This window comes from Ruegeria sp. ABD4_443 (genome assembly GCF_056160865.1).
The window spans coordinates 388,966-414,348 of the sequence record NZ_JBSWYA010000004.1 but is presented as its reverse complement, the minus strand read 5'-3'; the positions used below and the strand labels follow the sequence as shown (position 1 = coordinate 414,348).

Here is a 25,383-nt window from a genome sequence, read left to right as displayed (position 1 = left end):
TCGAGATGGTGATGCCGCGCGCTTTTTCTTCCGGCGCGCCGTCGATTTGGTCATACGCTTTGAAGTCACCGAAATACTTGGTGATCGCTGCGGTCAGCGTGGTTTTACCATGGTCAACGTGGCCAATCGTGCCGATGTTGACGTGCGGTTTTGTACGCTCAAACTTTTCCTTTGCCATGATGGCCTCCTTTGTCGGTAATGAAGGGAGCCCCCGACCGGAGCTCCCTCAAATCTTCGCTTATGCGTATTTCGCCTGGATCTCGTCCGAGATGTTCTGCGGAACCGGATCGTAGTGGTCGAACTGCATGGTGAACTGGGCACGGCCCGACGACATCGAACGCAGGGTGTTGATGTAGCCGAACATGTTCGCCAGCGGAACAAACGCGTCGATCGCGATGGCGTTGCCGCGCGGTTCCTGACCAGACACCTGGCCACGACGCGAGGTCAGGTCGCCGATGATACCGCCGGTATATTCTTCCGGGGTGATCACTTCGACCTTCATGATCGGTTCCAGCAGTTTCGCGCCAGCTTTGCGCATGCCTTCACGCATACACATACGGCCTGCGATTTCGAAGGCCAGAACGCTGGAGTCAACGTCGTGGAACTTACCGTCCAGCAGGGCAACCTTGAAGTCGATCACGGGGAAGCCAGCCAAAGGGCCGCTGTCCATAACCGACTGGATGCCTTTTTCGACACCCGGGATGTATTCCTTGGGAACGGCACCACCAACGATGCGGCTTTCGAACGAGTAACCTTCGCCCGGCTCGGTCGGAGTGATCTCAAGCTTGACCTCACCGAACTGACCCGAACCACCCGACTGTTTCTTGTGGGTGTAGGTGTGTTCGACCGGCATCGAGATGGTTTCGCGATAGGCCACCTGCGGTGCACCAATGTTCGCTTCGACCTTGAACTCGCGCTTCAGACGGTCAACCAGGATATCCAGGTGAAGTTCGCCCATGCCCTTCATGATGGTCTGACCCGATTCCAGGTCGGTTTCCACACGGAACGAGGGGTCTTCGGCGGCCAGACGGGCCAGACCTTGCGACATCTTTTCCTGGTCGCCCTTGGTTTTGGGCTCGACCGCGATCTCGATCACCGGATCGGGGAAGGTCATGGTTTCCAGAACCACCGGTTCCTTGGCGTCACACAGGGTGTCACCGGTGGTGGTGTCTTTCAGACCCGCCAGCGCGATGATGTCGCCTGCAAACGCTTCTTCGATCTCTTCCCGGTTGTTCGAGTGCATCATCATCATACGACCGATGCGCTCTTTCTTACCTTTGGTCGAGTTCAGGATCGAGTCACCCTTGTTCATGGTGCCCGAGTAGATCCGGGTGAAGGTCAGCGAGCCAACAAAGGGGTCGTTCATGATTTTGAACGCCAGGCCCGAGAAGGCCATGTTGTCATCGGCACGACGTGCGATGTCACGAACTTCTTCCTCGTCGCCGGGTTTGAAGCCCATGTAATCGACAACGTCCAGCGGGCTGGGCAGATAGTCGATCACAGCGTTGAGCAGCGGCTGAACGCCTTTGTTCTTGAACGCCGAACCACCCAGAACCGGAACGAACGCGATGTCCAGGGTGCCTTTGCGCAGCAGGGCGCGCAGGGTCGGAACGTCGGGCTCATTGCCTTCCAGGTATTCCATCATCGCGTCGTCGTCCATTTCGACGGCCGCTTCGATCATCTTGCCGCGCCATTCGTCAGCCATGTCTTTCAGGCTGTCGCGGATCGGAGCTTTGATCCAGCTTGCGCCCAGATCTTCGCCCTGCCACAGCCATTCTTCCATGGTGACCAGGTCGATCAGACCTTCCAGCTCGTTCTCGGCGCCGATCGGAATACCAACCGGAACAGCACGTGCGCCGGTGCGGTCTTCGATCATGCGAACGCAGTTGAAGAAGTCTGCGCCGATCTTGTCCATCTTGTTGACGAAAACCATACGCGGAACCTTGTAGCGGTCAGCCTGACGCCACACGGTTTCGGTTTGGGGTTCAACACCGGCGTTTGCGTCCAGAACGCAGACGGCACCGTCGAGAACCGCCAGCGAGCGTTCAACTTCGATGGTGAAGTCAACGTGGCCGGGGGTGTCGATGATGTTCAGGCGGTGCTTGGGGGTTTCTGCGGTCTGACCGTCCTCGGTGCGCTCCCAGAAAGTGGTGGTCGCAGCCGAAGTGATGGTGATGCCGCGTTCCTGCTCCTGCTCCATCCAGTCCATGGTGGCTGCACCATCGTGCACCTCACCGATGTTGTGGGATTTGCCGGTGTAAAACAGGATACGCTCCGAGCAGGTGGTCTTACCTGCGTCGATGTGCGCCATGATACCGAAGTTACGGTACAGTTCGAGCGGATATTCGCGTGCCATTTGGATAAGCCTCTAGAATTACCAGCGGTAATGGCTGAAGGCTTTGTTCGCCTCGGCCATCTTGTGGGTGTCTTCGCGCTTCTTAACGGCAGTACCGCGGGATTGTACAGCATCCAGCAGTTCACCGGCGAGGCGTTCTTCCATGGTGTTTTCGTTGCGGCCGCGCGCGGCGGTGATCAGCCAGCGGATGGCCAGAGCTTCGCGGCGCTCGGGGCGCACTTCGACCGGAACCTGATAGGTTGCACCACCAACCCGGCGCGAGCGAACCTCGACCGACGGCTTGATGTTGTCGAGCGCTTCGTGGAACACTTCGACAGGAGCGCGTTTGATCTTGCCTTCAACGCGGTCAAAGGCGTTGTAGACGATGCGCTCTGCGACCGACTTTTTGCCGTCGATCATCAGGTTGTTCATGAATTTGGTCAGAACCTTGTCGCCAAATTTGGCGTCAGGCAGGACTTCGCGTTTTTCGGCGGCGTGACGACGTGACATATCAGCCTCTCCTTCTTACTTGGGACGCTTCGCGCCGTATTTCGAACGACGTTGCTTACGGTCTTTGACGCCCTGAGTATCCAGAACACCGCGCAGGATGTGGTAACGCACACCGGGAAGGTCTTTCACACGGCCGCCACGGATCAGAACAACCGAGTGTTCCTGCAGGTTGTGGCTTTCACCGGGGATGTACGAGATGACCTCGAACCCGTTGGTCAGGCGCACCTTGGCAACCTTACGCATAGCCGAGTTCGGCTTTTTCGGTGTGGTGGTGTACACGCGGGTGCAGACGCCGCGTTTCTGCGGGCACTGCTCCAGGTGCATGGACTTTGAGCGTTTTACTTTGGGCTGCCGCGGTTTGCGGATCAGCTGTTGAATAGTTGGCATTCCGGTTCTTTCCCCGTTTTGCAACACACATGACATGCACGCGCATTGCGTGCGGTTAAACTTGCTGCACTTATGCGTCCACAAGCGCAAAACCCGCGAACGTTCCCATTCCGAGGTGAACGACGCGGTTGTTTCTCAGAGGGCGCGAACTGCAAAATTGTCCGGGCCTTGACCAGTTCATTACTGGAATCGGTTTTGGGGCGGCCCCCGGCACCGAGATGACGCGCGTAATAGGGGGTTGCGGGCGCGCTGTCAACAGCCCACCGGCCCCGGCTGGCATCGGGCACGCGGCCTGGGCGTCAGGCCATCGAAAACAGGCGATTTCGGCATTGGTTGCGGGGATGCTCCGGGAAATGCATAGTCCCGACAAGACCCCTGACAACGGATGAACCATGCAAGTCATCGGCCTGTGCCGCTTTTCCTATCCTGCCCTTGGCGGATTTCAAGTCGAGCATGAAACCATCGAGGACCGCCGGCGCTATCTTTACGACCCCGAACGGCTGGAAGAACGGTTTCGGCTGTTCGAAACCGCCACCCTGCCCTGTTTCCGGGAACAGACCGACGGCGATTTCGAATTGCTGGTTGTCATTGGCGACTGCCTGCCCCGCGCCGCGTTCGACCGGTTGCATGACCTGACGGCGAACCTGAAACAGGTTCGGATCGTGTCCAGACCGCCGGACCGGCACCGCAAGGTGATGAAGGAAATCCTCAACGGTGCGCGGGCCGACCCGGATGCGCCCTGCCTGCAGTTCCGGCATGACGATGACGATGCGGTTTCAGTGGATTTTGTCGAGCGGTTGCGCATTGCCGCCCGCGAAGGCAAGGGGCTGATGGACAACAACAAGACGGTGGCAATTGATTTCAATTGCGGTTTTTTCGCCCGGCTTGACGCAAACGGCATTCAGGCCGCGCGGGTGTACCGGGCCCTTTTGGGTGTCGGGTTCGGGATGTATGTCAGTGGCGGATGCCCCCTGACGATCATGAATTTCGCCCATCACCGGATCGGGAATTTCATGCCGGTCATCAGCTACCCTGACGCACCGATGTGGGTCCGTACCCTCAGCCGGTTCAACGACTCGCCGCATGCACGACACAGCCAGGCCAATGTCCTGCCTCTTGATGCCGATCAGGAAGGCGAGTTCATCGCCCGGTTTGCCATGGACCAGGCCAGGGTCAGACAGGTACATGCCCGCCCCTGAGTAGGCCGCAAATGAAAAGGCCCCGCAGAAAACTGCGGGGCCTGATCTGTTTCTATAAGCGTCGATTATTCGCGGCTTTCGGGTGTTTCCACCAGAACGTCCAGCTCGTCACCGATCATGTCGTCATCCAGAACCGGGGCCGCCAGCGCGGCTGCGGCTTCCGCCTCTTCGCGACGGGCCTCGATCACGACGTTGTCACGGCTTTGGGCAATGTGACGGACACGCTGAGTTGCCCCGCCGGTACCGGCCGGGATCAGGCGGCCAACGATGACGTTCTCTTTCAGGCCAACCAGCTTGTCTTTCTTGCCCTGAACCGAGGCTTCGGTCAGCACGCGGGTGGTTTCCTGGAACGATGCCGCCGAGATGAACGACCGAGTCTGCAACGAAGCCTTGGTGATGCCCAGCAGGATCGGTTCGCCCTGCGCGGGACGTCCGCCGCGCGCCAGAACCTTTTCGTTCGCCGCGTCGAATTCCTGTTTGTCGACATGTTCGCCCTTGAGCAGGGTGCTGTCGCCTGAATCCAGGATCTCCCACTTTTGCAGCATCTGGCGCACGATGACTTCGATGTGCTTGTCGTTGATCTTCACGCCCTGCAGACGATAGACGTCCTGCACTTCGTCGATCATGTAATCCGCCAGCGCTTCGACACCCATGATGGACAGGATGTCATGCGGGGCCGGGTTACCGTCCATCAGGTATTCACCCTTCTGGATGAAGTCACCTTCGGCGACCGGGATGTGCTTGCCCTTGGGTACCATGTATTCGATGGTCTCCATGGACTCGTCAGCCGGTTCGATGCTGATGCGGCGCTTGTTCTTGTAGTCGCGGCCAAAGCGCACGTAACCATCGGCTTCTGCGATGATCGCGTGATCTTTCGGACGACGTGCCTCGAACAGTTCGGCCACACGCGGCAGACCACCGGTGATGTCCTTGGTCTTGGCACCTTCACGCGGGATACGCGCAACCACGTCACCGGCTTCGATCTGCTGGCCGTCTTCTACCGACAGAATCGCGTCAACCGACATCGGATAGTGAACCGGGTTGCCCGCATCGTTGCGGACCGGCTCTCCATCTTCGCCGACCAGAATGATCTCGGGCTTGAGGTCGCTGCCCTTGGGGGCCGCGCGCCAGTCGATCACGATTTTCTGGGTCATGCCGGTTGCATCGTCGGTCTCGTCGCGGACAGCGATGCCCGAGACCAGATCAACGTATTTCGCGGTACCGGCTTTCTCGGCGATGATCGGCAGGGTGTAGGGGTCCCACTCGAACAGTTTGTCGCCGCGGGCCACTGTTGCGCCATCCTTGACGAACAGCTTGGAGCCGTAGCCCAGCTTGTGGCTGGCGCGCTCTTCGCCGTGTTCGTCCTTGATCACCAGCTTCATGTTCCGGCCCATGACCAGGCTTTCGCCTGCGGCATTGATCAGGATCTGCGGGTTCTCGAAGGATACGACACCTTCCTGGCTGGCTTCCTGGAACGATTGCTGACCACCTTGTGCAACACCACCGATGTGGAAGGTCCGCATGGTCAGCTGTGTACCGGGTTCACCGATGGACTGGGCAGCGATGATGCCGACAGCCTCGCCCGTGTTCACCATGGTGCCGCGCGCAAGGTCACGACCATAGCAGGTGGCACAGACGCCTTCCTCGGACTCGCAGGTCAGAGGCGAACGGATGCGCATCGAAGCAACACCGGCCTCGTCGATCGCGTCGGCCATACGCTCGTCGATCAGCTGACCGGCAGCGACGATGACCTCATCCGTTCCCGGACGCAGAACATCGTCGGCCGAGACACGGCCCAGCACGCGTTCGGCCAGCGAGGCGACAACCTCACCGTCGTTCACGGCGGCTTCGGCCGTGATCGCACGTTCGGTGCCACAGTCGATCTCACGCACGATACAGTCTTGCGCCACGTCCACCAGACGACGGGTCAGGTAACCCGAGTTCGCCGTCTTCAGAGCGGTGTCCGACAGACCCTTACGGGCACCGTGGGTCGAGTTGAAGTACTCGAGAACGGTCAGACCTTCCTTAAAGTTCGAGATGATCGGCGTCTCGATGATGTCACCGTTCGGCTTGGCCATCAGGCCGCGCATACCGCCCAGCTGTTTCATCTGAGTGACCGAGCCACGCGCACCGGAGTGGGCCATCATGTAGACCGAGTTCGGTTCCTTGTCGGACCCGTCTTCGTCCTTGGCAACATCCGAGATCGTGCTCATCATTGCTTCGGTCACGCGGTCGTTACACTTGGACCAGGCATCGACAACCTTGTTGTACTTTTCGCCCTGAGTGATCAGGCCGTCCATGTACTGCTGTTCAAAGTCCTTCACCTGACCGCGGGTTTCATCGACGATGCCCCACTTGTCATTCGGAATGACCATGTCGTCCTTACCGAACGAGATGCCCGCCTTGAACGCTTCTTTGAAGCCCATCGACATGATCTGGTCACAGAAGATGACCGACTCTTTCTGACCGCAGTAACGGTAGACAGTGTCGATCACCTGCTGCACTTCTTTCTTCCGCAGCAGGCGGTTGACCAGTTCGAACGGCGCCTTGTTGTTCATCGGCAGCAATGCACCCAGGCGCACACGGCCCGGTGTGGTTTCAAACCGTTTCTGAACCTCGTTGCCTTCGTCGTCGATCTGCGTGATCCGCGCGGTGATTTTCGTGTGCAGATGCACCTCACCCGCGTCCAGCGCATGCTGAACCTCGTCGATCGAGCCAAAGATTTTGCCTTCGCCCGGCATGCCTTCGCGTTCCAGGGTCACATAGTAGAGACCCAGGATCATATCCTGCGACGGAACGATGATCGGCGCGCCGTTTGCAGGCGACAGAACGTTGTTCGTCGACATCATCAGAACGCGCGCTTCCAGCTGCGCCTCAAGGCTGAGGGGCACGTGAACGGCCATCTGGTCACCGTCGAAGTCGGCGTTAAAGGCCGAACAGACCAGCGGGTGCAGCTGAATGGCTTTACCTTCGATCAGGACCGGCTCGAACGCCTGAATGCCAAGACGGTGCAGCGTCGGCGCACGGTTCAGCATGACAGGGTGTTCGCGGATCACCTCGTCAAGGATATCCCACACTTCGGGGCGCTCTTTCTCGACCAGCTTCTTCGCCTGTTTCACGGTCGAAGACAGACCCTTGGCTTCAAGGCGCGAGTAGATGAACGGCTTGAACAGCTCCAGCGCCATCTTCTTGGGCAGGCCACACTGGTGCAGCTTGAGTTCCGGACCGGTCACAATGACCGAACGGCCCGAGAAGTCGACGCGTTTCCCCAAAAGGTTCTGACGGAAACGACCCTGTTTCCCTTTCAGCATGTCCGACAGCGATTTCAGCGGACGCTTGTTGGCGCCGGTGATCACGCGGCCACGACGGCCGTTGTCGAACAGAGCGTCAACAGATTCCTGCAGCATCCGCTTTTCGTTGCGGACGATGATGTCAGGCGCGCGCAGTTCGATCAGACGCTTCAGACGGTTGTTCCGGTTGATGACGCGGCGATACAGATCGTTCAGATCCGAGGTCGCGAAACGGCCACCATCCAGCGGAACCAGCGGACGCAGTTCTGGCGGAATGACCGGGATCACGGTCATCACCATCCACTCGGGCCGGTTGCCCGACTCGAGGAAGGATTCAACAACCTTCAGACGCTTGATGATCTTTTTGGGCTTCAGTTCGCCGGTTGCTTCGGCCAGATCAGCGCGCAGCTGCTCGGCTTCGGCTTCCAGATCGATCTGGGCCAGCATCTCACGGATGGCTTCGGCACCGATATTCGCGGTGAACGCGTCCATGCCATAGGCATCCTGCGCATCCATGTACTCTTCTTCGGTCAGCATCTGGCCATAGGTCAGGTCGGTCAGACCGGGCTCGATGACGACATAGTTTTCAAAGTACAGAACGCGTTCCAGATCGCGCAGCGTCATGTCCAGCATCAGACCGATGCGGGACGGCAGCGACTTCAGGAACCAGATATGTGCAACAGGCGCGGCCAGTTCGATATGGCCCATACGCTCGCGGCGGACTTTTTGCAGGGTGACTTCCACGCCACACTTTTCGCAGACAACGCCGCGATACTTCATCCGCTTATATTTGCCGCACAGACATTCGTAATCTTTGATCGGGCCAAAGATACGCGCGCAGAACAGGCCGTCACGTTCAGGCTTGAACGTCCGGTAGTTGATGGTTTCGGGTTTCTTGATCTCGCCATAGGACCAAGACAGGATCCGCTCGGGCGACGCCAGCGAGACCTTAATCTCGTCAAAGACCTTCGGGGGCGTCAGCGGGTTGAACGGGTTGTTGGTGATTTCCTGGTTCATTTGTTACCTCAAATCTTGCGGAAGGGGGGACGGGAGAAAGGGCAACGCCCTTACTCCTCAACCTCCGCATCCAGGAGTTCCATATTCAGGCCGAGGCCACGGACTTCTTTAACCAGAACGTTGAACGATTCCGGTACGCCCGCTTCAAAGTTATCCTCGCCCTTGACGATCGACTCATAGACCTTGGTCCGGCCGGCGACGTCATCCGATTTCACGGTCAACATCTCCTGCAGGGTGTAGGCGGCGCCGTAAGCTTCCAGAGCCCAGACTTCCATCTCACCAAAGCGCTGACCACCGAACTGCGCCTTACCACCCAGCGGCTGCTGGGTAACCAGGCTGTACGGCCCGGTCGAACGCGCGTGGATCTTGTCATCCACCAGGTGGTGCAGTTTCAGCAGGTACTTGATGCCAACGGTTACGGGGCGTGCAAACTGCTCACCGGTACGACCGTCGAACAGAACCGACTGACCGCTTTCCGAGAAGCCCGCCCGCACCAGCGCGTCGTTGACATCAGCCTCTTTGGCGCCGTCAAAGACCGGGGTTGCGATCGGAACACCGCGGGTCACATTGCCCGCAGCCTCGATCAGGCCATCCTCGTCCAGACCGGTGATGCCTTCTTCGTAGACATCCTCGCCATAGGCCAGCTTCATCGCTTCGCGCACCGGGGTCAGGTCGCCGGAACGGCGGTATTCACCCAAGGCGTCGTCGATGTTCAGACCCAGACCGCGTGCGGCCCAACCCATGTGGGTTTCAAGGATCTGACCAACGTTCATACGCGAAGGCACACCCAGCGGGTTCAGACAGAAGTCTACCGGCGTACCATCGGCCAGGAACGGCATGTCTTCCATCGGAACAACCTTGGAGATCACACCCTTGTTCCCGTGACGACCGGCCATCTTGTCGCCCGGCTGCAGCTTACGCTTCACGGCGATGAAGACTTTGACCATCTTCATCACACCCGGCGGCAGGTCGTCGCCACGGCGGACCTTTTCGACCTTGTCTTCGAAACGGGCGTCCAGAGCACGCTTTTGCACTTCGTACTGCTCGTTCAGAGCTTCGACGATCTGTGCGTCCTGCTCGCCTTCCAGCGCCAGCTGCCACCACTGACCGCGGGTCAGGGTTTCCAGCAGTTCCTCGGTGATCACCGATCCTGCCTTGACGCCTTTCGGGCCTTTGACAGCGGTTTTACCCAGGATCAGGCCTTGCAGACGCGCATAGATGTTGCGGTCAAGGATCGCCAGCTCGTCATCCCGGTCACGGGCCAGACGTTCGACTTCCTCACGCTCGATCTGCAGCGCACGCTCGTCTTTCTCGACGCCGTGACGGTTGAAAACGCGGACCTCAACGACCGTACCGTAATCGCCCGGCTTCACGCGCAGCGAGGTGTCGCGCACGTCAGATGCTTTTTCACCAAAGATGGCGCGCAGCAGCTTTTCTTCCGGGGTCATCGGGCTTTCGCCCTTCGGAGTGATCTTGCCGACCAGAATATCGCCCGGCTCAACATCCGCGCCGATGTAAACGATGCCTGCCTCGTCGAGGTTGCGCAGCGCTTCTTCACCGACGTTCGGGATGTCGCGGGTGATCTCTTCCGGACCCAGCTTGGTGTCACGGGCGGCGACTTCAAACTCCTCGATATGGACCGAGGTAAAGACGTCGTCACGCGCGATACGTTCCGAGATCAGGATCGAGTCTTCGTAGTTGTAACCGTTCCACGGCATGAACGCGACGACCACGTTCTTACCAAGGGCCAGTTCACCCATATCGGTCGACGGACCATCGGCGATGACCTCGCCCTTGCGGACGGTGTCACCCACCTTGATCAGCGGACGCTGGTTGATGCAGGTGTTCTGGTTCGAACGCTGGAATTTGCGCAGACGATAGATGTCAACGCCAGCGTCGCCCAGTTCCAGATCCTCGGTGGCGCGGATAACGATACGCTGGGCATCGACCTGGTCGATGATACCGGCGCGTTTCGCCTGAATCGCAGCACCCGAGTCGATCGCGACCTTTTCCTCGATCCCGGTACCGACCAGCGGCGCCTCGGCCCGCAAGAGCGGAACCGCCTGACGTTGCATGTTCGAGCCCATCAGAGCGCGGTTGGCGTCGTCGTTTTCAAGGAACGGGATCAGCGAGGCCGCAACAGACACCAGCTGTTTGGGCGACACGTCGATCAGGTCCACATTTTCGGACGGCGCAAGGGTGTAGTCGCCGGACTGACGGGTCGACACCAGATCGTTCTTGAACTTACCGCTTTCGTCCAGCTGCGCGTTGGCCTGCGCCACGGTGTGACGCATTTCCTCGGTCGCGGACATGTAGTGGACCTCATCGGTCACCTGACGCTCTTTGACAACGCGGTACGGTGTTTCGATGAAGCCATACTTGTTCACGCGGGCAAAGGTAGCGAGGCTGTTGATCAGACCGATGTTCGGACCTTCGGGCGTTTCAATCGGGCACATCCGGCCATAATGGGTCGGGTGTACGTCGCGCACCTCAAAGCCCGCACGCTCGCGCGTCAGACCACCCGGGCCAAGCGCCGAAAGACGGCGTTTGTGGGTCACCTCGGACAGAGGGTTGGTCTGGTCCATGAACTGCGACAGCTGCGACGAGCCGAAGAATTCACGGACAGCAGCGGCGGCCGGTTTCGCATTGATCAGATCCTGCGGCATGACGGTGTCGATCTCGACCGACGACATACGCTCTTTGATCGCGCGTTCCATGCGCAGCAGACCGACGCGGTACTGATTCTCCATCAGTTCGCCGACCGAACGCACACGACGGTTGCCGAGGTGGTCGATATCGTCCACGTCGCCTTTGCCGTCGCGCAGTTCCACCAGCGCCTTGATGCAGGCCACGATGTCTTCGCGGCGCAGGGTGCGCATGGTGTCCGGCGCGTCCAGCGCCAGGCGCATGTTCATCTTTACGCGGCCAACGGCGGACAGGTCATACCGCTCGCTGTCGAAGAACAGGGTGTCGAACAGGGCCGACGCGGCCTCGACGGTGGGCGGCTCGCCCGGACGCATGACGCGGTAGATATCCATGAGCGCGCTTTCGCGGTTCATGTTCTTGTCCTGCGCCATGGTGTTGCGCATGTAGGGGCCGACATTGACGTTGTCGATGTCCAGAACCGGAATGTCGGTGATGCCTGCGTCGATCAGTTCTTTCGCGGTGCCGCCGATCAGGTCGCCGTCCTTGTCGTATTCCAGGGTCAGCTCATCACCGGCTTCGACATAGATCGCGCCGTTTTCCTCGTTGATGATGTCCTTGGCGACGAACTTGCCGACGATATTGTCAAACGGAACCAGCAGGTCCGTGACATTGCCCTCGTCGATCAGCTTTTTGACCGCGCGCGGGGTGACTTTCTTGCCCGCCTCGGCGATCACTTCACCGGATTTGGCATCAACCAGATCATAGGTCGGGCGGGTGCCGCGCACGCGCTCGGGGAAGAACGGGGTGATCCAGCCCTTTTTCTTGTCCAGCTTGTAGGACACGGTTTTGTAATACGCGTCCATGATCGCTTCCTGGTCCAGACCCAGCGCATAAAGCAGGGTGGTCACAGGCAGTTTGCGGCGACGGTCGATACGGGCAAAAACGATGTCCTTGGCGTCGAACTCAAAGTCCAGCCAGCTGCCGCGGTACGGGATGATGCGGCAGGCAAACAACAGCTTGCCCGAGGAATGGGTCTTGCCCTTGTCGTGGTCAAAGAACACACCGGGCGACCGGTGCATCTGGGACACGATCACGCGTTCGGTGCCGTTGACGACAAAGGTGCCGTTCGGCGTCATCAGGGGCATGTCGCCCATGAACACGTCCTGTTCCTTGATGTCCTTGACCGATTTCGCGCCGGTGTCCTCGTCGACATCAAACACGATCAGACGCAGGGTGACCTTCAGCGGCGCGCTGTAGGTCATGTCGCGCTGCATGCACTCTTCGACGTCGTATTTCGGTTTCTCCAGATCGTATTTCACGAATTCCAGAACGGAGGTTTCGTTGAAATCCTTGATCGGGAAGACCGACTGGAACACACCGTTGATGCCTTCGCCATCAGAGGGCTGTTCTGCATCGCCGGAGCGCAGGAAAAGGTCATAAGAAGATTTCTGTACCTCGATGAGGTTCGGCATCTCCAGCACTTCGCGGATTTTGCCGTAATATTTCCGAAGACGTTTCTGGCCAAGGAACGTTTGAGCCATGTCAGATGTCACCTTTCGATGTTCTCAGCGGGCAAAGACACCGTCGGGCCCCGGCGCCTTGCACATTAGAGACGACACGTCCGGATCAATTCATGGCCACCGTCCCGAGTGGCGGCCTCCCGATCCGCGAACCGCGTCTTAGAAAACGCCCCTTTGCATGAGGCCCTTTCTAAGACAGGTTCGGCTGAACCCGGATTTCTCCGGGTCCAGCCAAATTTTGCGGCGCATCAGCGATGCACCTGAGACCAAGCTTAGGCCAGCTCGACTTCGGCGCCAGCTGCTTCCAGCTTGCCTTTGATGTCTTCTGCTTCTGCTTTGTCCACGCCTTCTTTGATCTTGCCGCCGGCTTCGACCAGTTCCTTGGCTTCTTTCAGGCCCAGGCCGGTGATGCCGCGAACTTCTTTGATGACGTTGATTTTCGATGCGCCGGCGTTCTTCAGAACGACGTCGAATTCGGTTTTTTCTTCCTCGGCTGCGCCACCGGCGTCGCCGCCAGCTGCCATGACAACTGCGCCGCCTGCTGCGGGCTCGATGCCGTATTCGTCTTTGAGGATGGTTTTCAGTTCTTGTGCTTCCAGCAGGGTCAGACCCACGATGCTTTCTGCGAGTGCTTTCAGATCAGCCATTGTATTAGCTCTTTCCGTTTTACAGTGTGTGTTCCAACGTCAGGGTAGCTACCCTACGCAGATCATTCAGTGCCAACCGCTTACGCAGCTTCCGCCTTCTCTTCGATGGTGGAAAGGATGCTTGCGATGTTGCTTGCAGGTGCGCCAATTGCACCGGCGATGTTCGAAGCAGGCGCGCCAAGCATACCGGCGATCGTAGCAATAAGCTCTTCACGCGACGGCATTTTCGACACGGCTGTAACACCAGCACGGTCCAGTGCGTTCTCGCCCATTGCACCGCCAAGGATTTCGAACTTGTCGTTTTCCTTGGCATAGTCCTCGGCCACCTTGGCTGCTGCCACGGGGTCTTCGGAATAGGTCAGAACGGTCATCCCCGTCAGCAGGTCGGCCATGCTTTCACACGGCTTACCCTCAAGGGCGATTTTGGCGAGCCTGTTCTTGGCAACACGCACGGCGCCACCCGCGTCACGAGCACGTGCGCGAAGGTCCTGCATCTCGGCAACTGTCAGACCGGCGTAGTGCGAAACCACTACGACGCCAGAGCTTTCGAAGATTTGGCCGAGTTCCTCGACCACTTTCTCTTTCTGGGCTCTATCCACAGTTCTCTCCAAGTTTGGGGTGATATCTCACCCCGGCTCATATTTGCCGAGGCAACAACCCCGGCGTTCAGGTCCGTTTTTACGGGATTGGCCAAAATGCGCCCGAGGGCGGGACCCTCGAAATTCTTTGGTCTACCCGTCTCAGGCAGGGAATTAAGACGCCATATGGCGCCACCCACCGTCTTGGACGAAACGAAATAAAGCGCACGACGAATCGCACGCTTTATTCCGCAGCCCTACTTAGGGCAGATAGCCGGGGTTTCCAAGGGGTAAATTTGCGCATTTCCCGTGCATGGCCAACGCCATGGCCGCGCCCAGGCGGCGGGCCCTGGCGCGCCGCGCAACAGGCTTGCCAGGCGGGGCGCTCTCTGTCAGGAGATAGAGCCGACAAGCAGCCCCGGTATTCCGCGATGCGGATCAGCGGGCCGCCCCCACAGGGTTACGATTGAATGACACGTCCCGCAAACCCGAATTCCATTCCCTTTACCAGCCTTGTGGATTGCGAAGACCACAAGATTGATTATGTGCCGGGAACCTCTGACCGGCTGGTGGTGTCATTCAGCGGCGTCGGCAGCAAACGGGATCAGATGCCCGGCTACGAGTTCATCGGATCGGCATCGGATGGCGGGCGCAATCACGTCCTGTTGATCTCTGACCGGCGCAGAACATGGATGAATGACACCGCTCTGTCCCACGCGATCGTCACCGAGGTCGAAAAAATCGTCGCACGAGAGGATATTCAGGACGTTGTCTCGATCGGAAACAGCATGGGCGGGTTCATGGCGCTGGTGCTGCCGCAACTGACCCGCGTCAACTGCGCCATTGCGTTTTCACCGCAATATTCGATGCATCCCGACCACGTCCCCGAAGAAACCCGTTGGCAATACTGGCGCAACAGGTTCCCCGGCTTTGTCCATGAAACCATTGGGTCGCTGGATACTGATGCGTGCGACTACTACATCTTTCACGGCGATGCGGCTGTCGAAGAGGTTCACTGGGGACGGTTTCCGGTCGACCCTGCGCTCAACCACTTCATTCTGAAGGGGATCAACCACAACCTGGTCAAATCCCTGAAACAGCAAAGGATGATGGGGCGGGTGATCAGGCTTGCGATTCACCGGAAACCGCAAAAACTGCGGGTTCTGCTGCAAAGCCGTTTCGACGTGACCCGAAAGAACCGCGTCGCGGCAGACATCCCCGCAGGGGATGATACCCGGCCGGAATGACAAAAAACCCGGGAGGTTCGCACCGCCCGGGTTTCAAGTTTCACTTGTTCAGGCGAAAGCTCATTCGCCCGCAGCAGCAGCCACGTCCAGGGTCACGCCCGGGCCCATGGTCGAGCTCAGTGCGATCTTCTTCATGAAGGTGCCTTTGGCGCCAGTCGGCTTGGCTTTGGCCACGGCCGAGATAAAGGCGCGGACGTTTTCGGCCAGCTTGGCTTCGTCGAACGACGCTTTGCCAACACCGGCGTGCACGACGCCGCCTTTTTCAGCCTTGAACTGAACTTCGCCGCCTTTGGCTGCTTCCACGGCCGCTTTCACGTCCATGGTCACAGTGCCGACCTTGGGGTTAGGCATCAGGTTGCGGGGGCCCAGAACCTTACCCAGACGACCAACGATCGGCATCATGTCCGGGGTGGCAATGCAGCGATCAAAATCGATGGTGCCGCCCTGAATGGTTTCCATCAGGTCTTCTGCGCCAACGATATCCGCGCCAGCTTCTTTCGCCTCATCAGCCTTGGGGCCACGCGCGAATACAGCAACGCGCATCGCTTTGCCGGTGCCGTTCGGCAGACCGACGACGCCACGAACCATCTGGTCCGCGTGACGGGTGTCAACGCCCAGGTTCAGAGCGATTTCGATGGTCTCGTCGAATTTCGAGGTTGCGTTGGCCTTGACCAGGGCAACAGCTTCGTCGACCGACAGGTTTTCCTTGCCGGCGAAAGCTTCGCGCGCAGCGCGGGTACGTTTACCGAGTTTTGCCATCTTACTTTACCTCGATGCCCATGGAGCGGGCCGAGCCCAGGATGATCTGCATTGCGCCTTCGACGTCGTTGGCGTTCAGATCTTTCATTTTGGCTTCGGCGATTTCGCGAACCTGCTTGGTGGTCACGGTGGCCACGGTCTCGCGACCGGGGTTTTCCGCGCCACGGGGGCGGTTACGCTTGCCGACCGGCTTCAGGCCAGCGGCTTTTTTCAGGTAATAAGACGCGGGCGGCGTCTTGATGTCCATGGTAAAGGACTTGTCCTGATAATAGGTGATCACGGTCGGGCAAGGGGCGCCTTGCTCCATGTCTGCGGTCTTGGCGTTGAACGCCTTGCAGAATTCCATGATGTTGATGCCGCGCTGACCCAGCGCCGGACCAACTGGCGGCGACGGGTTCGCCTGACCTGCAGGAACCTGCAGTTTCATTGTACCAGCAAGCTTCTTGGCCATTTGGTTTTCCTTTCAACTAAGTCGGGGCGCGCCCCAACCAGATTATGTTGCGTGGTCCGGCCCGGGATCGCGATCCCGGCAACCTCCCACGAGAGAATCTCGCCCGAAGACGATAGAGGCGGCGTTTATAGGGGAATGCGGGGGTTGGCAAGGGGTGCGTATCACCCGCTTGCACGATTATGACGCAGCACCAAGGTCAGGACTTAATGCCAGAAATTGACACCCGGATTTTCTTGGCGAAGGCGCAGTAGCGCGCATAACTCAGCATGCCACCCGCATTTGCCAAAAACGCCGCGCTGCTCGGGGGCAACACGGCGCTGAAACATGCGATTGCGGAACGCTTAGCCCTGCTTGGTGACCTGCGTAAAGTCCAGCTCGACCGGGGTTTCCCGACCGAAGATCGAGACCGAGACCTTCAGCTTCTGGTTCTCGTCGTCGACGCCTTCGACCATGCCGTCGAAATCCTCGAACGGGCCGTCGTTGACCTTGACCTTCTCGCCCACCTCGAAGGTGATCATCAGCTTGGGCGCTTCTTCGCCTTCCTGAACACGGTTGAGGATCTGGTTCACCTCGGCGTCGCGCATCGGCATCGGGCGACCTTGCGGACCCAGAAAGCCGGTGACGCGGTTGATCGAGTTGATCAGGTGATAGCCCTGGTCGGACATTTCCATATGCACCAGCACATAGCCGGGCATGAAACGGCGTTCGGTCGTGACCTTCTTGCCCCGGCGCACTTCGATCACCTCTTCGGTGGGCACCAGAACCTCGTCGATATCATCCTCAAGGCCCTGTTCGGCCACCGACGTGCGGATCTGCTCTGCGATCTTCTTTTCGAAATTCGAAAGAACGCTGACCGAGTACCACCGTTTCGCCATGAACCTGTCGTCCTTGTTTGCCTTCGGCGCAATCAATCGCACCGGTATTGAATTATTGTCGCATCACCCGGAATAAAAAGCGGCGCGCGGTCCGAATCGCCGCACGCCCATTCCGAATAGTCCCGCGTCACCTACTCTGACATCGCGCGGGGCGCAAGGGGTCAGTGGCGTCTCTGCCCGTCTGAACAGGCTTAGCCGAAGGCCCCGAGGATCAGTTGCAGACCGCCCCGAATACCAAGATCGACAAAAGCAAAGAACACGGCTGTCAGGGCCGCCATGATGAACACCATGACCGTGGTCAACAGCACCTCACGACGGGTCGGCCAAACGACCTTTGCGACTTCGGCTCGGACCTGCTGAATGAACTGGATCGGGTTGATGGTGGCCATTTGGCATCTACTTTCTGCTAGCGATTGCGCCGGACATAGCCGGGCATTGAGGCAATTTCAAGGGCACATGGCCCGACCTTTGGGAGATTGCCCCGCGCGGCGTTTCAGGGTTTCGGGCGATCGTCCCATTCGTCGCTCAGTATCCGGCGCGAGTCCCCCTCGGGGTCGTCATACTGGTTCGATCGGACCGTGTAGATAAATGCGACAAGCCCTACGCCGCCCAGAAACAGCGAGATCGGAATAAGATAGGCAAGAACTTCCATTCAGGTCACCTCAGCCGTAGGGCATTCAGGGATACGGTAATCGACGAGGTCGACATCGCCAGGGCCGCGATCAAGGGCGTCGCCAGACCTGCCACGGCCAGCGGCACCGCAATCACGTTGTATATGGTGGCAATACGAAAGTTCTCGCGTATGCGCCGGGTGGCTTTTTCGGCCGTTTTACACGCCTCGGCGATCGGGGCCAGATCATTGCCCAGCAACACGATATCCGACGCAACTCGTGCAGCATCCAAGGCGGTCGCTGGGGAAATCGAGACATGCGCCGCCGCCAGCGCGGCCGTGTCGTTCAGCCCGTCGCCCACCATCAGGACCCGGCGACCCTGTTCCGTCAGCGCCTGTATCTTGCCCGCTTTTTCCTGTGGCAGGGCCTCGGCGACCCAATCCCGAATTCCCAGTTTTTCGGCCAATACCTCGACGGCCCCCTGCGTGTCGCCGGACAGAAGGACAACCGTTTTGCCTGCCCGGTGAAACGCCTCGACCGCGGCGGCCGCGCCCGGGCGCAGGGAATCGGCAAAGTGGAACCCCGTCGGCGCACCATCGCCCGTTGCCAGCCAAGCACTTGTCCCGGACCCGCCCTCGGCACCGACCCAGGCGGCGCGGCCCAGCCGGACCCGCTGCCCGTCAAACGTGCCTTCGGTCCCGAAACCGGGGCGCTCGACAAGGTCGCTGACTGCGGCGGGCCGGACCCCGGCATCGCGCGCGGCCCGCGCCAGGGCAACCGACAGCGGGTGCGAGGACCCTTCGGCCAGGGCCAGGGCGATGGCAAGGTCACAGGGTGTCTGGTCTTTCAGGTTGACCAGCTCGGGCGTGCCTTCGGTCAACGTTCCGGTCTTGTCGAAAACGACGGTATCCACCTCGGCCAGCCGTTCCAGCGCGGTGGCGTGCTTGATCAGCATCCCCTTGCGAAACAGCCGCCCAGACGCCGCCGTGGTCACGGCAGGCACGGCCAGCCCCAACGCGCAGGGGCAGGTGATGATCAGGACGGCGGCCGCAATGTTCAGCGCGGTTCGAATGTCGCCCGAATAGATATACCAGCCCACAAAGCTGAGGGCCGCCAGGATATGAACGCCGGGCGCATAAAGCTTGGCGGCCTTGTCCGCCAGCGACGTATACCGCGATCGGCCCGACTCGGCCACGGCCACAAGGTCGGCCATCCGGTGCAGCGACGTATCGGTCCCGACCGCAGTCGCGCGTATCGTCAGGGGGCCGGTCAGGTTGACTTCGCCTGCGCTGACGGTTTGCCCGGTTTCGGCAAAGACCGGAACGGTTTCGCCAGTCAAAAGCGACCGGTCCAGTTCGGACTGCCCCGAAATGATTTGCCCATCGACCGGCATGCGGCCTCCGGGCCGGACCAGAACATGGTCGCCCACGGCCAAAGAACCGACAGCGACCTCGTGTTCGCGGCCATCGATCACCTGGATCGCACGCGGAACCTCAAGCGCGGTCAGCTCTTCGGCAGCCGAGCGCGCGGCCGCACGGGTGCGGTAATCCAGATACCGCCCGGCCAGCAGGAAAAACGTCAATGTCAGCGCCGCATCGAAATAGGCATGCGCACCGCTCAGCGCGGTTTCCCAAAGCGATGTCGCAAGGGCCAGCAGGATGGCCAGAACGATCGGCACATCCATGTTCAGCCGCCGAACGCGCAAGGCGCTCCAGGCATTGATGAAAAACGGTTGCGCGGAAAAGGCGATGGCCGGCAGGGCAATTGCGGCGGAAATCCAGTGGAACATGTCCCGCGTTGCGTCCGTCGCCCCCGACCAGACCGACACCGACAAGAGCATGACGTTCATCGACGCGAACCCGGCCACGGCCAGCCGCATCAGCAGGTCCCGCCCGGCCTTGTCGGTTTGGGTGGCCAACAGGGCGCCCGCGTCCAGCTCGTGCGCCTCGAACCCGGCCTGCCCCAGGACCGGAATCAAATCGGCCGCGCGAACCCCCGCACCGGCCTTGATCATGGCCCGCTTGAGGGTCAGGTTCACCCGCGCATCCTCGACCCCCGGACAGGCGTTCAGTTCCCGTTCAACCGTCGCGATACAGGCCGAGCAGTGAATTCCCGGCAGGGACAGCGCAATCTGGACATCCTCGGGCATGGGTCGCGCGGGTTCGGCCGGTGCGGCAAGGCATCCGGGGCAAGCAGCCGTTCCAGTGGTCAACTGCGCAGTCATGCCTAACCCTTTACATACAGCGGAATGCGCCGCGTAAACTCGGCACCGTCGTGGTCGCGGGCAACCAGGCGGATATTCCAATTGCCTTCGCCCAGGGCGGCCGGTGCGGAATAGGCTGTCCCGTCAAACGTAAAATCAGGGGCGAAATCTTCGCGCACATGGGTGGCCCGCCCGACGACGGCTTGCAACTCGGAAACCCGAACCGGCACGCCCTGTTCATCGGTGATATACAGGATCAGCAGACCGCCCGCGGTTTCCGCCCGGGCATCCCAGCCCAAGGCCTGCTGCTCTTGCAGGCGGTCATTGAACTCTTGGCTGGCGACATACGAGTTCTTGACCTCGAGCCCCGGAAACGTCTTGACGGCGCTATAGGCCAGGACAAGGTTAACCGCTATGATCACGCCAAAGGCCGCCACAAAGACGGCCAATGCGTGTTTTCCGGTAAATTGACGCTCGGCCATGCCTAGTTTCCTCGTCCATTGAAGGTGGTGTCCTTGTAGGCGCGTTCACCGCTGACCAGGTCCTCGACCCAGATCCGAACCGGCGTCGCATCCGCACCCGCAGGCCCGGTGTCCTTGGATGCCACAACATAGACCCGTGTCAACTGCGCGGTGTCGGCGGTGACATTCACGGTGTCGATCTGCGTGCCCTCGATTTCAAGCTTCAGCGCCGGGTCCCCGGCAAGGGTCAGTTTGAACAAGCGGTCCTCGCCATGCTTGTTGCGCAGCCGCACGTCATATGTATTGCGGATCGAGCCGTCGGACATGGTCACAAAGGTCGGGTTGCGCACCGGTGCCACCGTCAGGTCGATGTCGGACCGAATGAACAGCGCAAACAACAGACCGAGCCCGACAAGCGACCACAGGGACGTGTACAAAATCGTGCGCGCGCGGAAGATATGTTTCCAGACACTTTTCGGCGGCTCGCCCGCCCGTTCGCGCCCTTCGTCGCTGAGCGCCATGTAGTCGATCAGCCCGCGCGGCTTGCCGACCTTGGCCATCATGTCGTCGCACGCATCGATACACAGCGCGCAGGTGATGCATTCCAGCTGCTGGCCGTCCCGGATGTCGATCCCCACCGGGCAGACGTTTACGCATGCCATGCAGTCGATACAGTCCCCAAGGTCCGAATCCGCCTGCCGCTTGCCCTTGCCGCGCGGCTCGCCCCGCCATTCGCGGTATCCGACAACCAGCGTGTCTTCGTCCATCATCGCGGCCTGAATGCGTGGCCAGGGGCATGCATAGATGCAAATCTGTTCACGCGCGAAGCCGCCAAAGAAAAACGTCGTGGCGGTCAGGATCAGCATGGTCGTATAGGCGACGGGGTGCGCGTTGCCCGTGACCAGGTCACGCAACAGCGTCGGCGCATCCGCGAAATAGAACACCCAGGCCCCGCCGGTCGCCAGCCCGATCAGGAACCAGGCCGTCCATTTCGTCACCCTCAGCCGTAGCTTGCGGAAATCCATCTTTTTCTGGCGATGCAGACGCAGGCGGGCGTTTCTGTCCCCTTCGATCCAGCGTTCGACCAGAATGAAGAGATCCGTCCAGACCGTTTGCGGGCAGGCATAGCCGCACCAAACGCGCCCCAAAGCCGAGGTGAACAGAAACAGGCCCAGGCCGGCCATGATCAGCAGACCGGCAACAAAGTAAAATTCGTGCGGCCAGATCTCGATCCAGAAGAAATAGAACCGCCGATTGGCCAGGTCCAGCAACACGGCCTGATCCGGCAGGCTGGGGCCGCGATCCCACCGGAACCAGGGCGTCACGTAGTAAATCCCAAGCGTGACGATCAGAATGAGCCATTTGAGGTTTCTGAACGGCCCGGACACACGTCTGGGGAAAATCGGCTCCCTGGCAGCATACAGGCTGGGGGCGGGGTTCGAATCGCTCACTGGCTGGCTCCGGATCTGGCAATTTGTCAGGCGACTTGTCCCAGATCATACACCGCCCAACTTTGATTTGGGTCAAAAGCACATCACAAAGACACCTTTTGTCACATGTCGTCACATGCGATCGACCTGCCGCCTGAGCCAGCGGATGAATATCTTGGCCGAGGCCCGCAGCGGCGCGGGCCCTGTCACGATGTGGTATCCGCGCTCGTCAGGTTCCGAAAACAGCTGGACGACGCGGCCCGCGGCGATGTCGGGCTCGACAAAATGCCGCACGGTGGCCGTTACCCCCTGACCAGCGCGCAAACCTTCCAGCAACAGGTTTCCCGGCAGTGCGATACGACCGGCATTGGGCCCATGGCCAACCCCGTGGCGCGCCAGCCAGGTCGTCGCCTCGGTGGTGCCAAACTCTTCGAGCCACGGCAGGGCACCAAGGTCAGATGGTGTCCAATCCGATTTGCCCTTCAGCAGGCTGGGCGCCGCAACGATCACAACCGGGCTGCGCAGCAACATTTCCGCCTGAACGCCGGGCCATCCCCCCGCGCCATAGCGGATCGCAATATCGACACCGCCCGGTCGCAGGCTGACCAGTTGCGGGGACGGGTCCAGCGCCAGGTCGATCTCGGGGTGGCGGGCCTGAAACTCGGGCAAGTGCGGCATCAGCCAGGATGCGGCAAAGGAGGCTGTCAAAGAGACATGAACCGGCCGGTCCTCTGTCCGTTTCATCACATCGGCAACCGCCGTCCCGATCGCGCCGAACCCAAGTTGCAAAGCCTGCGCCAGCCGCTCTCCTTCGGCGGTCAGAACCAGGGCTTTGCCGCTGCGGTCCAGCAAGCCGACACCAAGATGCTTTTCAAGGCCCCGCAATTGCTGGCTTATTGCCGCGTGACTGACGTTAAGAGCCCGCCCGGCCTGAACGACATTTCCGGTCTCAGCAAAGGCCGCAAATGCCCTGAGCGCGGCCAAAGGCGGCATCCTCAACCAGTCCATATGTAATCTATCCTTACATACCAGAATATCGTTTAAGTCGCATTATTCCCCCAAAAGGTCAATTGTAATGGCATGAATGAACCCAAACCGGAGGGATGCCAGATGCTCTCGATCTATGCTGATACTTTCATGACGGCCACCAGGATCAACGCCCCGAAATTGCGCCAGGTGCCGCGCGCGACTCCCAGCAAGCGCAAAAAGTGGTCGGCGCCGGACCATTGGAAACTGCGCTTTCGCCGCGAGATCGACCCAAACACCCTGTGATCGCCCCCAGAACGCATTCTGGACGGCGACAGGCGGAAACTGTATTTCTGTGAGAAAAGTTGGCACCGGCTGTTCAGGAAACGCGCGAACAGATGGAACAGCCGGTGCCGCACCCTTCGGGCGGCGAACCGCCCGGAGGTATTCACATTGGGTTACTGACCACCGCCCAGCTGGTGGACATAGGCCGAAACTGCGCGGATCTGCGCGTCGCTCAGGCGGTTTTCCCAGGCAGGCATGACGCCAAAGCGGCTGTTGGTCACCGTTTCGGTCAGTGCTTCCTGATCGCCGCCAAACAACCAGATCGCGTCGGTCAGGTTGGGCGCACCCTGATAGATGTCGCCGGTTCCGTCATCGCCATGACATGCTGCGCAATTGTCTTCGAAGACAACCTTGCCCGCCTGCGCCGCCGCGTCGTCGGTCTGTGCGTTGGTCAGCGACATGACATACTGCACAACCTGCGTGATCTCGTCATGTTCGAGGATCTCGCCAAAGGCCGGCATCTCGGAATAGCGCGCATCATCGCTTTCTTCGTTGCGGATGCCATAGCTGACAGTGGTCACGATGTCGTCCATCGTGCCGCCCCAAAGCCAGGCATCGTCCAGCAGGTTCGGAAAGCCCGGTGCGCCCTGTGCGCCCGACCCGTGGCATTGCGCACACCAGGTCCGGAACACGGCACCGCCCGAGTTGACCGCGTATTGCTGCAGCTCTGCATCCGCCGAGATTTCTTCCAGCGGTGTTTCAACAAGCCGGGCGTTCCAGGGGGCGTTGGCCTCTTCGAATGCGACCATCTCTTGCTGGACCAGTTCGCGCGACGACCAGCCCAGGACACCGGCGGTTGCCGACTGTACCAGGGGCCATGCCGGGTACATGATCGTATAGATCAATCCCCAGAAAATCGTGGCGTAGAAGGTCCATAGCCACCAGCGCGGCATGGGATTGTCAAATTCTTCGATACCGTCCCAGACGTGACCGGTCGTATTCGGGTCGCCCGCCTGCTTTTCAGGTGTCTTGCTCATTGCCGCGCCTCCTTGGATGTGGCGGGTTTGTCTTGATGCCGGAACGGGATGTTTGCGGTGTCGTTGTATTCCTTGCTGGCACCGGGGCGGAAAACCCAGATGATGATGCCGACAAAGAAGACAAACAGGACAAGCAGCATCCAGCTATCCGCGAATTGCCGTAAGAGAGTATATTCTTCCATCACACCCTCCTAGCGGCTTGCATCCGGGGTAAAGGTCGAGAAATCGACCAGCGTACCCAGCATCTGCAAATAGGCGATCAACGCGTCGGCTTCGGTCAGTTCAGGCTGACCATCAAAGTTGCGCACGTTGACCTTGTCCCCATAGCGTTCCAGCAAACCGTCGTAATCGCTGTCCGGATCGGCCTGCGCGCGGAAGTCCGCTTCGGCGTTTTCCAGCATTTCGTCGGTATAGGGCGTTCCGACAATGGCGTTGGCCGTCATGATGTCGCCGATATACTTGCCGTCCAGCTTGCGGTGTTCGAGGAAGCCGTATTTGGGCATCACCGATTCAGGCACAACCGATTGCGGATCACGCAGGTGGTCCATCTGCCACTGGTCCGAGTAACGGCCACCCACACGCGCCAGATCAGGCCCGGTGCGCTTGGACCCCCACTGGAACGGATGGTCATACATCGACTCAGCCGCCAGCGAGTAGTGGCCGTACCGTTCGACCTCGTCCCGCATCGGGCGGATCATCTGGCTGTGGCAGACATAGCAGCCTTCGCGGATGTAGATCTCGCGCCCCGCCATTTCGAGAGGGGTGTAAGGGCGCATGCCCTCAACCTTCTCGATGGTGTTCTCAAGGTAGAACAGCGGGGTGATCTGCACCAGGCCACCGATGGTCACGACCAGAAAGCTGAAGATCAGCAGGAGGGTCGCGTTGGTCTCGAGGATCTTATGTTTGTCGAGAATTGCCATTGCTCCGGC

23 protein-coding genes are annotated in these 25,383 nt (G+C 59.8%); 3 read left to right on the top strand and 20 right to left on the bottom strand.

All coding sequences use genetic code 11. The features are described from left to right. The 4 genes from ACXAG8_RS11025 to rpsL form a co-directional block, all read right to left on the bottom strand. Positions 1–178, bottom strand: a 178-nt coding sequence (locus ACXAG8_RS11025; protein ID WP_475224168.1) for a GTP-binding protein, incomplete at its 3' end; no start/stop codon positions are given. 60 nt (positions 179–238) lie between these two features. Beyond that, positions 239–2,356, bottom strand: coding sequence for an elongation factor G (gene fusA, locus ACXAG8_RS11020; protein WP_475224125.1), 2,118 nt, complete (start codon positions 2,354–2,356; stop codon positions 239–241). 18 nt (positions 2,357–2,374) lie between these two features. Next, complete coding sequence (gene rpsG / locus ACXAG8_RS11015) at positions 2,375–2,845, bottom strand: 30S ribosomal protein S7 (protein ID WP_008756926.1); 471 nt, start codon at positions 2,843–2,845, stop codon at positions 2,375–2,377. Positions 2,846–2,860: 15 nt separating this feature from the next. Beyond that, entirely contained in the window at positions 2,861–3,232 is a 372-nt protein-coding gene (gene rpsL / locus ACXAG8_RS11010; RefSeq protein ID WP_005621086.1) for a 30S ribosomal protein S12, read from the bottom strand. A 392-nt stretch (positions 3,233–3,624) separates the two neighbouring features. On the opposite strand from rpsL, the gene ACXAG8_RS11005 reads away from it, so the two are divergent. After that, the gene (locus tag ACXAG8_RS11005; protein ID WP_475224123.1) at positions 3,625–4,431 is read left to right on the top strand and encodes a putative rhamnosyl transferase; all 807 of its coding nucleotides are present in this window, start codon (positions 3,625–3,627) and stop codon (positions 4,429–4,431) included. A 65-nt stretch (positions 4,432–4,496) separates the two neighbouring features. On the opposite strand, the gene rpoC is transcribed toward ACXAG8_RS11005, so the two are convergent. The 4 genes from rpoC to rplJ form a co-directional block, all read right to left on the bottom strand. After that, positions 4,497–8,738, bottom strand: a complete 4,242-nt coding sequence (rpoC, locus tag ACXAG8_RS11000; protein ID WP_475224121.1) for a DNA-directed RNA polymerase subunit beta' — start codon at positions 8,736–8,738, stop codon at positions 4,497–4,499. Between the two features lie 50 nt (positions 8,739–8,788). After that, positions 8,789–12,925 (bottom strand): DNA-directed RNA polymerase subunit beta, encoded by a 4,137-nt coding sequence (rpoB, locus tag ACXAG8_RS10995; protein WP_475224118.1) that lies wholly within the window; start codon positions 12,923–12,925, stop codon positions 8,789–8,791. A 251-nt stretch (positions 12,926–13,176) separates the two neighbouring features. Continuing rightward, positions 13,177–13,551 carry a 50S ribosomal protein L7/L12 gene (gene rplL, locus ACXAG8_RS10990; RefSeq protein WP_008559766.1) on the bottom strand — a complete coding sequence of 125 codons (375 nt, stop codon included), beginning with the start codon at positions 13,549–13,551 and terminating at the stop codon, positions 13,177–13,179. Positions 13,552–13,631: 80 nt separating this feature from the next. Continuing rightward, a complete protein-coding gene (gene rplJ, locus ACXAG8_RS10985) occupies positions 13,632–14,150 on the bottom strand; it encodes a 50S ribosomal protein L10 (protein ID WP_475224115.1) in 519 nt (172 codons plus the stop codon). A gap of 449 nt (positions 14,151–14,599) precedes the next feature. Between rplJ and ACXAG8_RS10980 the strand changes: the two genes are divergently transcribed. Continuing rightward, positions 14,600–15,376: a hypothetical protein gene (locus ACXAG8_RS10980; protein WP_475224113.1), complete on the top strand. Its 777-nt coding sequence runs from the start codon at positions 14,600–14,602 to the stop codon at positions 15,374–15,376. A 60-nt stretch (positions 15,377–15,436) separates the two neighbouring features. Here ACXAG8_RS10980 and rplA read toward each other — a convergent pair whose 3' ends face one another. The 9 genes from rplA to ACXAG8_RS10935 form a co-directional block, all read right to left on the bottom strand. After that, on the bottom strand, positions 15,437–16,135 hold the full coding sequence (rplA, locus tag ACXAG8_RS10975) for a 50S ribosomal protein L1 (protein ID WP_475224111.1): 699 nt from the start codon (positions 16,133–16,135) through the stop codon (positions 15,437–15,439). Position 16,136: 1 nt separating this feature from the next. Next, complete coding sequence (rplK, locus tag ACXAG8_RS10970) at positions 16,137–16,586, bottom strand: 50S ribosomal protein L11 (RefSeq protein WP_113791694.1); 450 nt, start codon at positions 16,584–16,586, stop codon at positions 16,137–16,139. Positions 16,587–16,927: 341 nt separating this feature from the next. Continuing rightward, entirely contained in the window at positions 16,928–17,461 is a 534-nt protein-coding gene (gene nusG / locus ACXAG8_RS10965) for a transcription termination/antitermination protein NusG (RefSeq protein WP_170427716.1), read from the bottom strand. A gap of 191 nt (positions 17,462–17,652) precedes the next feature. Beyond that, positions 17,653–17,850 (bottom strand): preprotein translocase subunit SecE, encoded by a 198-nt coding sequence (gene secE / locus ACXAG8_RS10960; RefSeq protein WP_475224109.1) that lies wholly within the window; start codon positions 17,848–17,850, stop codon positions 17,653–17,655. A 104-nt stretch (positions 17,851–17,954) separates the two neighbouring features. After that, the gene (gene ccoS, locus ACXAG8_RS10955) at positions 17,955–18,113 is read right to left on the bottom strand and encodes a cbb3-type cytochrome oxidase assembly protein CcoS (RefSeq protein WP_475224107.1); all 159 of its coding nucleotides are present in this window, start codon (positions 18,111–18,113) and stop codon (positions 17,955–17,957) included. Between the two features lie 5 nt (positions 18,114–18,118). Beyond that, positions 18,119–20,296, bottom strand: coding sequence for a heavy metal translocating P-type ATPase (locus ACXAG8_RS10950; protein WP_475224104.1), 2,178 nt, complete (start codon positions 20,294–20,296; stop codon positions 18,119–18,121). Between the two features lie 2 nt (positions 20,297–20,298). Then, positions 20,299–20,757: a FixH family protein gene (locus ACXAG8_RS10945; RefSeq protein WP_475224100.1), complete on the bottom strand. Its 459-nt coding sequence runs from the start codon at positions 20,755–20,757 to the stop codon at positions 20,299–20,301. A 2-nt stretch (positions 20,758–20,759) separates the two neighbouring features. Then, positions 20,760–22,187 carry a cytochrome c oxidase accessory protein CcoG gene (gene ccoG, locus ACXAG8_RS10940; RefSeq protein ID WP_475224098.1) on the bottom strand — a complete coding sequence of 476 codons (1,428 nt, stop codon included), beginning with the start codon at positions 22,185–22,187 and terminating at the stop codon, positions 20,760–20,762. Positions 22,188–22,298: 111 nt separating this feature from the next. Continuing rightward, positions 22,299–23,174, bottom strand: coding sequence for a LysR family transcriptional regulator (locus tag ACXAG8_RS10935; protein WP_475224096.1), 876 nt, complete (start codon positions 23,172–23,174; stop codon positions 22,299–22,301). Between the two features lie 102 nt (positions 23,175–23,276). Here ACXAG8_RS10935 and ACXAG8_RS10930 point away from each other — a divergent pair, with 102 nt between their 5' ends. After that, entirely contained in the window at positions 23,277–23,438 is a 162-nt protein-coding gene (locus tag ACXAG8_RS10930; protein ID WP_475224094.1) for a hypothetical protein, read from the top strand. 152 nt (positions 23,439–23,590) lie between these two features. Here ACXAG8_RS10930 and ccoP read toward each other — a convergent pair whose 3' ends face one another. From ccoP to ccoO, 3 genes are read right to left on the bottom strand one after another with little or no spacing between them, the layout of a single operon-like run. Then, positions 23,591–24,454 carry a cytochrome-c oxidase, cbb3-type subunit III gene (gene ccoP, locus ACXAG8_RS10925; RefSeq protein ID WP_475224092.1) on the bottom strand — a complete coding sequence of 288 codons (864 nt, stop codon included), beginning with the start codon at positions 24,452–24,454 and terminating at the stop codon, positions 23,591–23,593. Next, positions 24,451–24,636: a cbb3-type cytochrome c oxidase subunit 3 gene (locus ACXAG8_RS10920; protein WP_170613588.1), complete on the bottom strand. Its 186-nt coding sequence runs from the start codon at positions 24,634–24,636 to the stop codon at positions 24,451–24,453. Before ACXAG8_RS10920 ends, ccoP begins: the two co-directional genes overlap by 4 nt. A gap of 9 nt (positions 24,637–24,645) precedes the next feature. Further along, on the bottom strand, positions 24,646–25,374 hold the full coding sequence (gene ccoO / locus ACXAG8_RS10915; protein ID WP_475224087.1) for a cytochrome-c oxidase, cbb3-type subunit II: 729 nt from the start codon (positions 25,372–25,374) through the stop codon (positions 24,646–24,648). Positions 25,375–25,383: the final 9 nt, after the last annotated feature.

Coding starts and splice junctions, on each gene's coding strand:
- ACXAG8_RS10920 (WP_170613588.1), bottom strand. CDS start 24,636: ATGGAAGAATATACTCTCTTACGGCAATTCGCGGATAGCTGGATGCTG.
- rpoB (WP_475224118.1), bottom strand. CDS start 12,925: ATGGCTCAAACGTTCCTTGGCCAGAAACGTCTTCGGAAATATTACGGC.
- rplK (WP_113791694.1), bottom strand. CDS start 16,586: ATGGCCAAGAAGCTTGCTGGTACAATGAAACTGCAGGTTCCTGCAGGT.
- rpoC (WP_475224121.1), bottom strand. CDS start 8,738: ATGAACCAGGAAATCACCAACAACCCGTTCAACCCGCTGACGCCCCCG.
- ACXAG8_RS10935 (WP_475224096.1), bottom strand. CDS start 23,174: ATGGACTGGTTGAGGATGCCGCCTTTGGCCGCGCTCAGGGCATTTGCG.
- ccoP (WP_475224092.1), bottom strand. CDS start 24,454: ATGAGCAAGACACCTGAAAAGCAGGCGGGCGACCCGAATACGACCGGT.
- ccoO (WP_475224087.1), bottom strand. CDS start 25,374: ATGGCAATTCTCGACAAACATAAGATCCTCGAGACCAACGCGACCCTC.
- ACXAG8_RS10980 (WP_475224113.1), top strand. CDS start 14,600: ATGACACGTCCCGCAAACCCGAATTCCATTCCCTTTACCAGCCTTGTG.
- secE (WP_475224109.1), bottom strand. CDS start 17,850: ATGGCCACCATCAACCCGATCCAGTTCATTCAGCAGGTCCGAGCCGAA.
- rpsL (WP_005621086.1), bottom strand. CDS start 3,232: ATGCCAACTATTCAACAGCTGATCCGCAAACCGCGGCAGCCCAAAGTA.
- ACXAG8_RS10950 (WP_475224104.1), bottom strand. CDS start 20,296: ATGACTGCGCAGTTGACCACTGGAACGGCTGCTTGCCCCGGATGCCTT.
- ACXAG8_RS10945 (WP_475224100.1), bottom strand. CDS start 20,757: ATGGCCGAGCGTCAATTTACCGGAAAACACGCATTGGCCGTCTTTGTG.
- ACXAG8_RS10930 (WP_475224094.1), top strand. CDS start 23,277: ATGCTCTCGATCTATGCTGATACTTTCATGACGGCCACCAGGATCAAC.
- rpsG (WP_008756926.1), bottom strand. CDS start 2,845: ATGTCACGTCGTCACGCCGCCGAAAAACGCGAAGTCCTGCCTGACGCC.
- rplL (WP_008559766.1), bottom strand. CDS start 13,551: ATGGCTGATCTGAAAGCACTCGCAGAAAGCATCGTGGGTCTGACCCTG.
- ccoS (WP_475224107.1), bottom strand. CDS start 18,113: ATGGAAGTTCTTGCCTATCTTATTCCGATCTCGCTGTTTCTGGGCGGC.
- fusA (WP_475224125.1), bottom strand. CDS start 2,356: ATGGCACGCGAATATCCGCTCGAACTGTACCGTAACTTCGGTATCATG.
- rplA (WP_475224111.1), bottom strand. CDS start 16,135: ATGGCAAAACTCGGTAAACGTACCCGCGCTGCGCGCGAAGCTTTCGCC.
- nusG (WP_170427716.1), bottom strand. CDS start 17,461: ATGGCGAAACGGTGGTACTCGGTCAGCGTTCTTTCGAATTTCGAAAAG.
- ACXAG8_RS11005 (WP_475224123.1), top strand. CDS start 3,625: ATGCAAGTCATCGGCCTGTGCCGCTTTTCCTATCCTGCCCTTGGCGGA.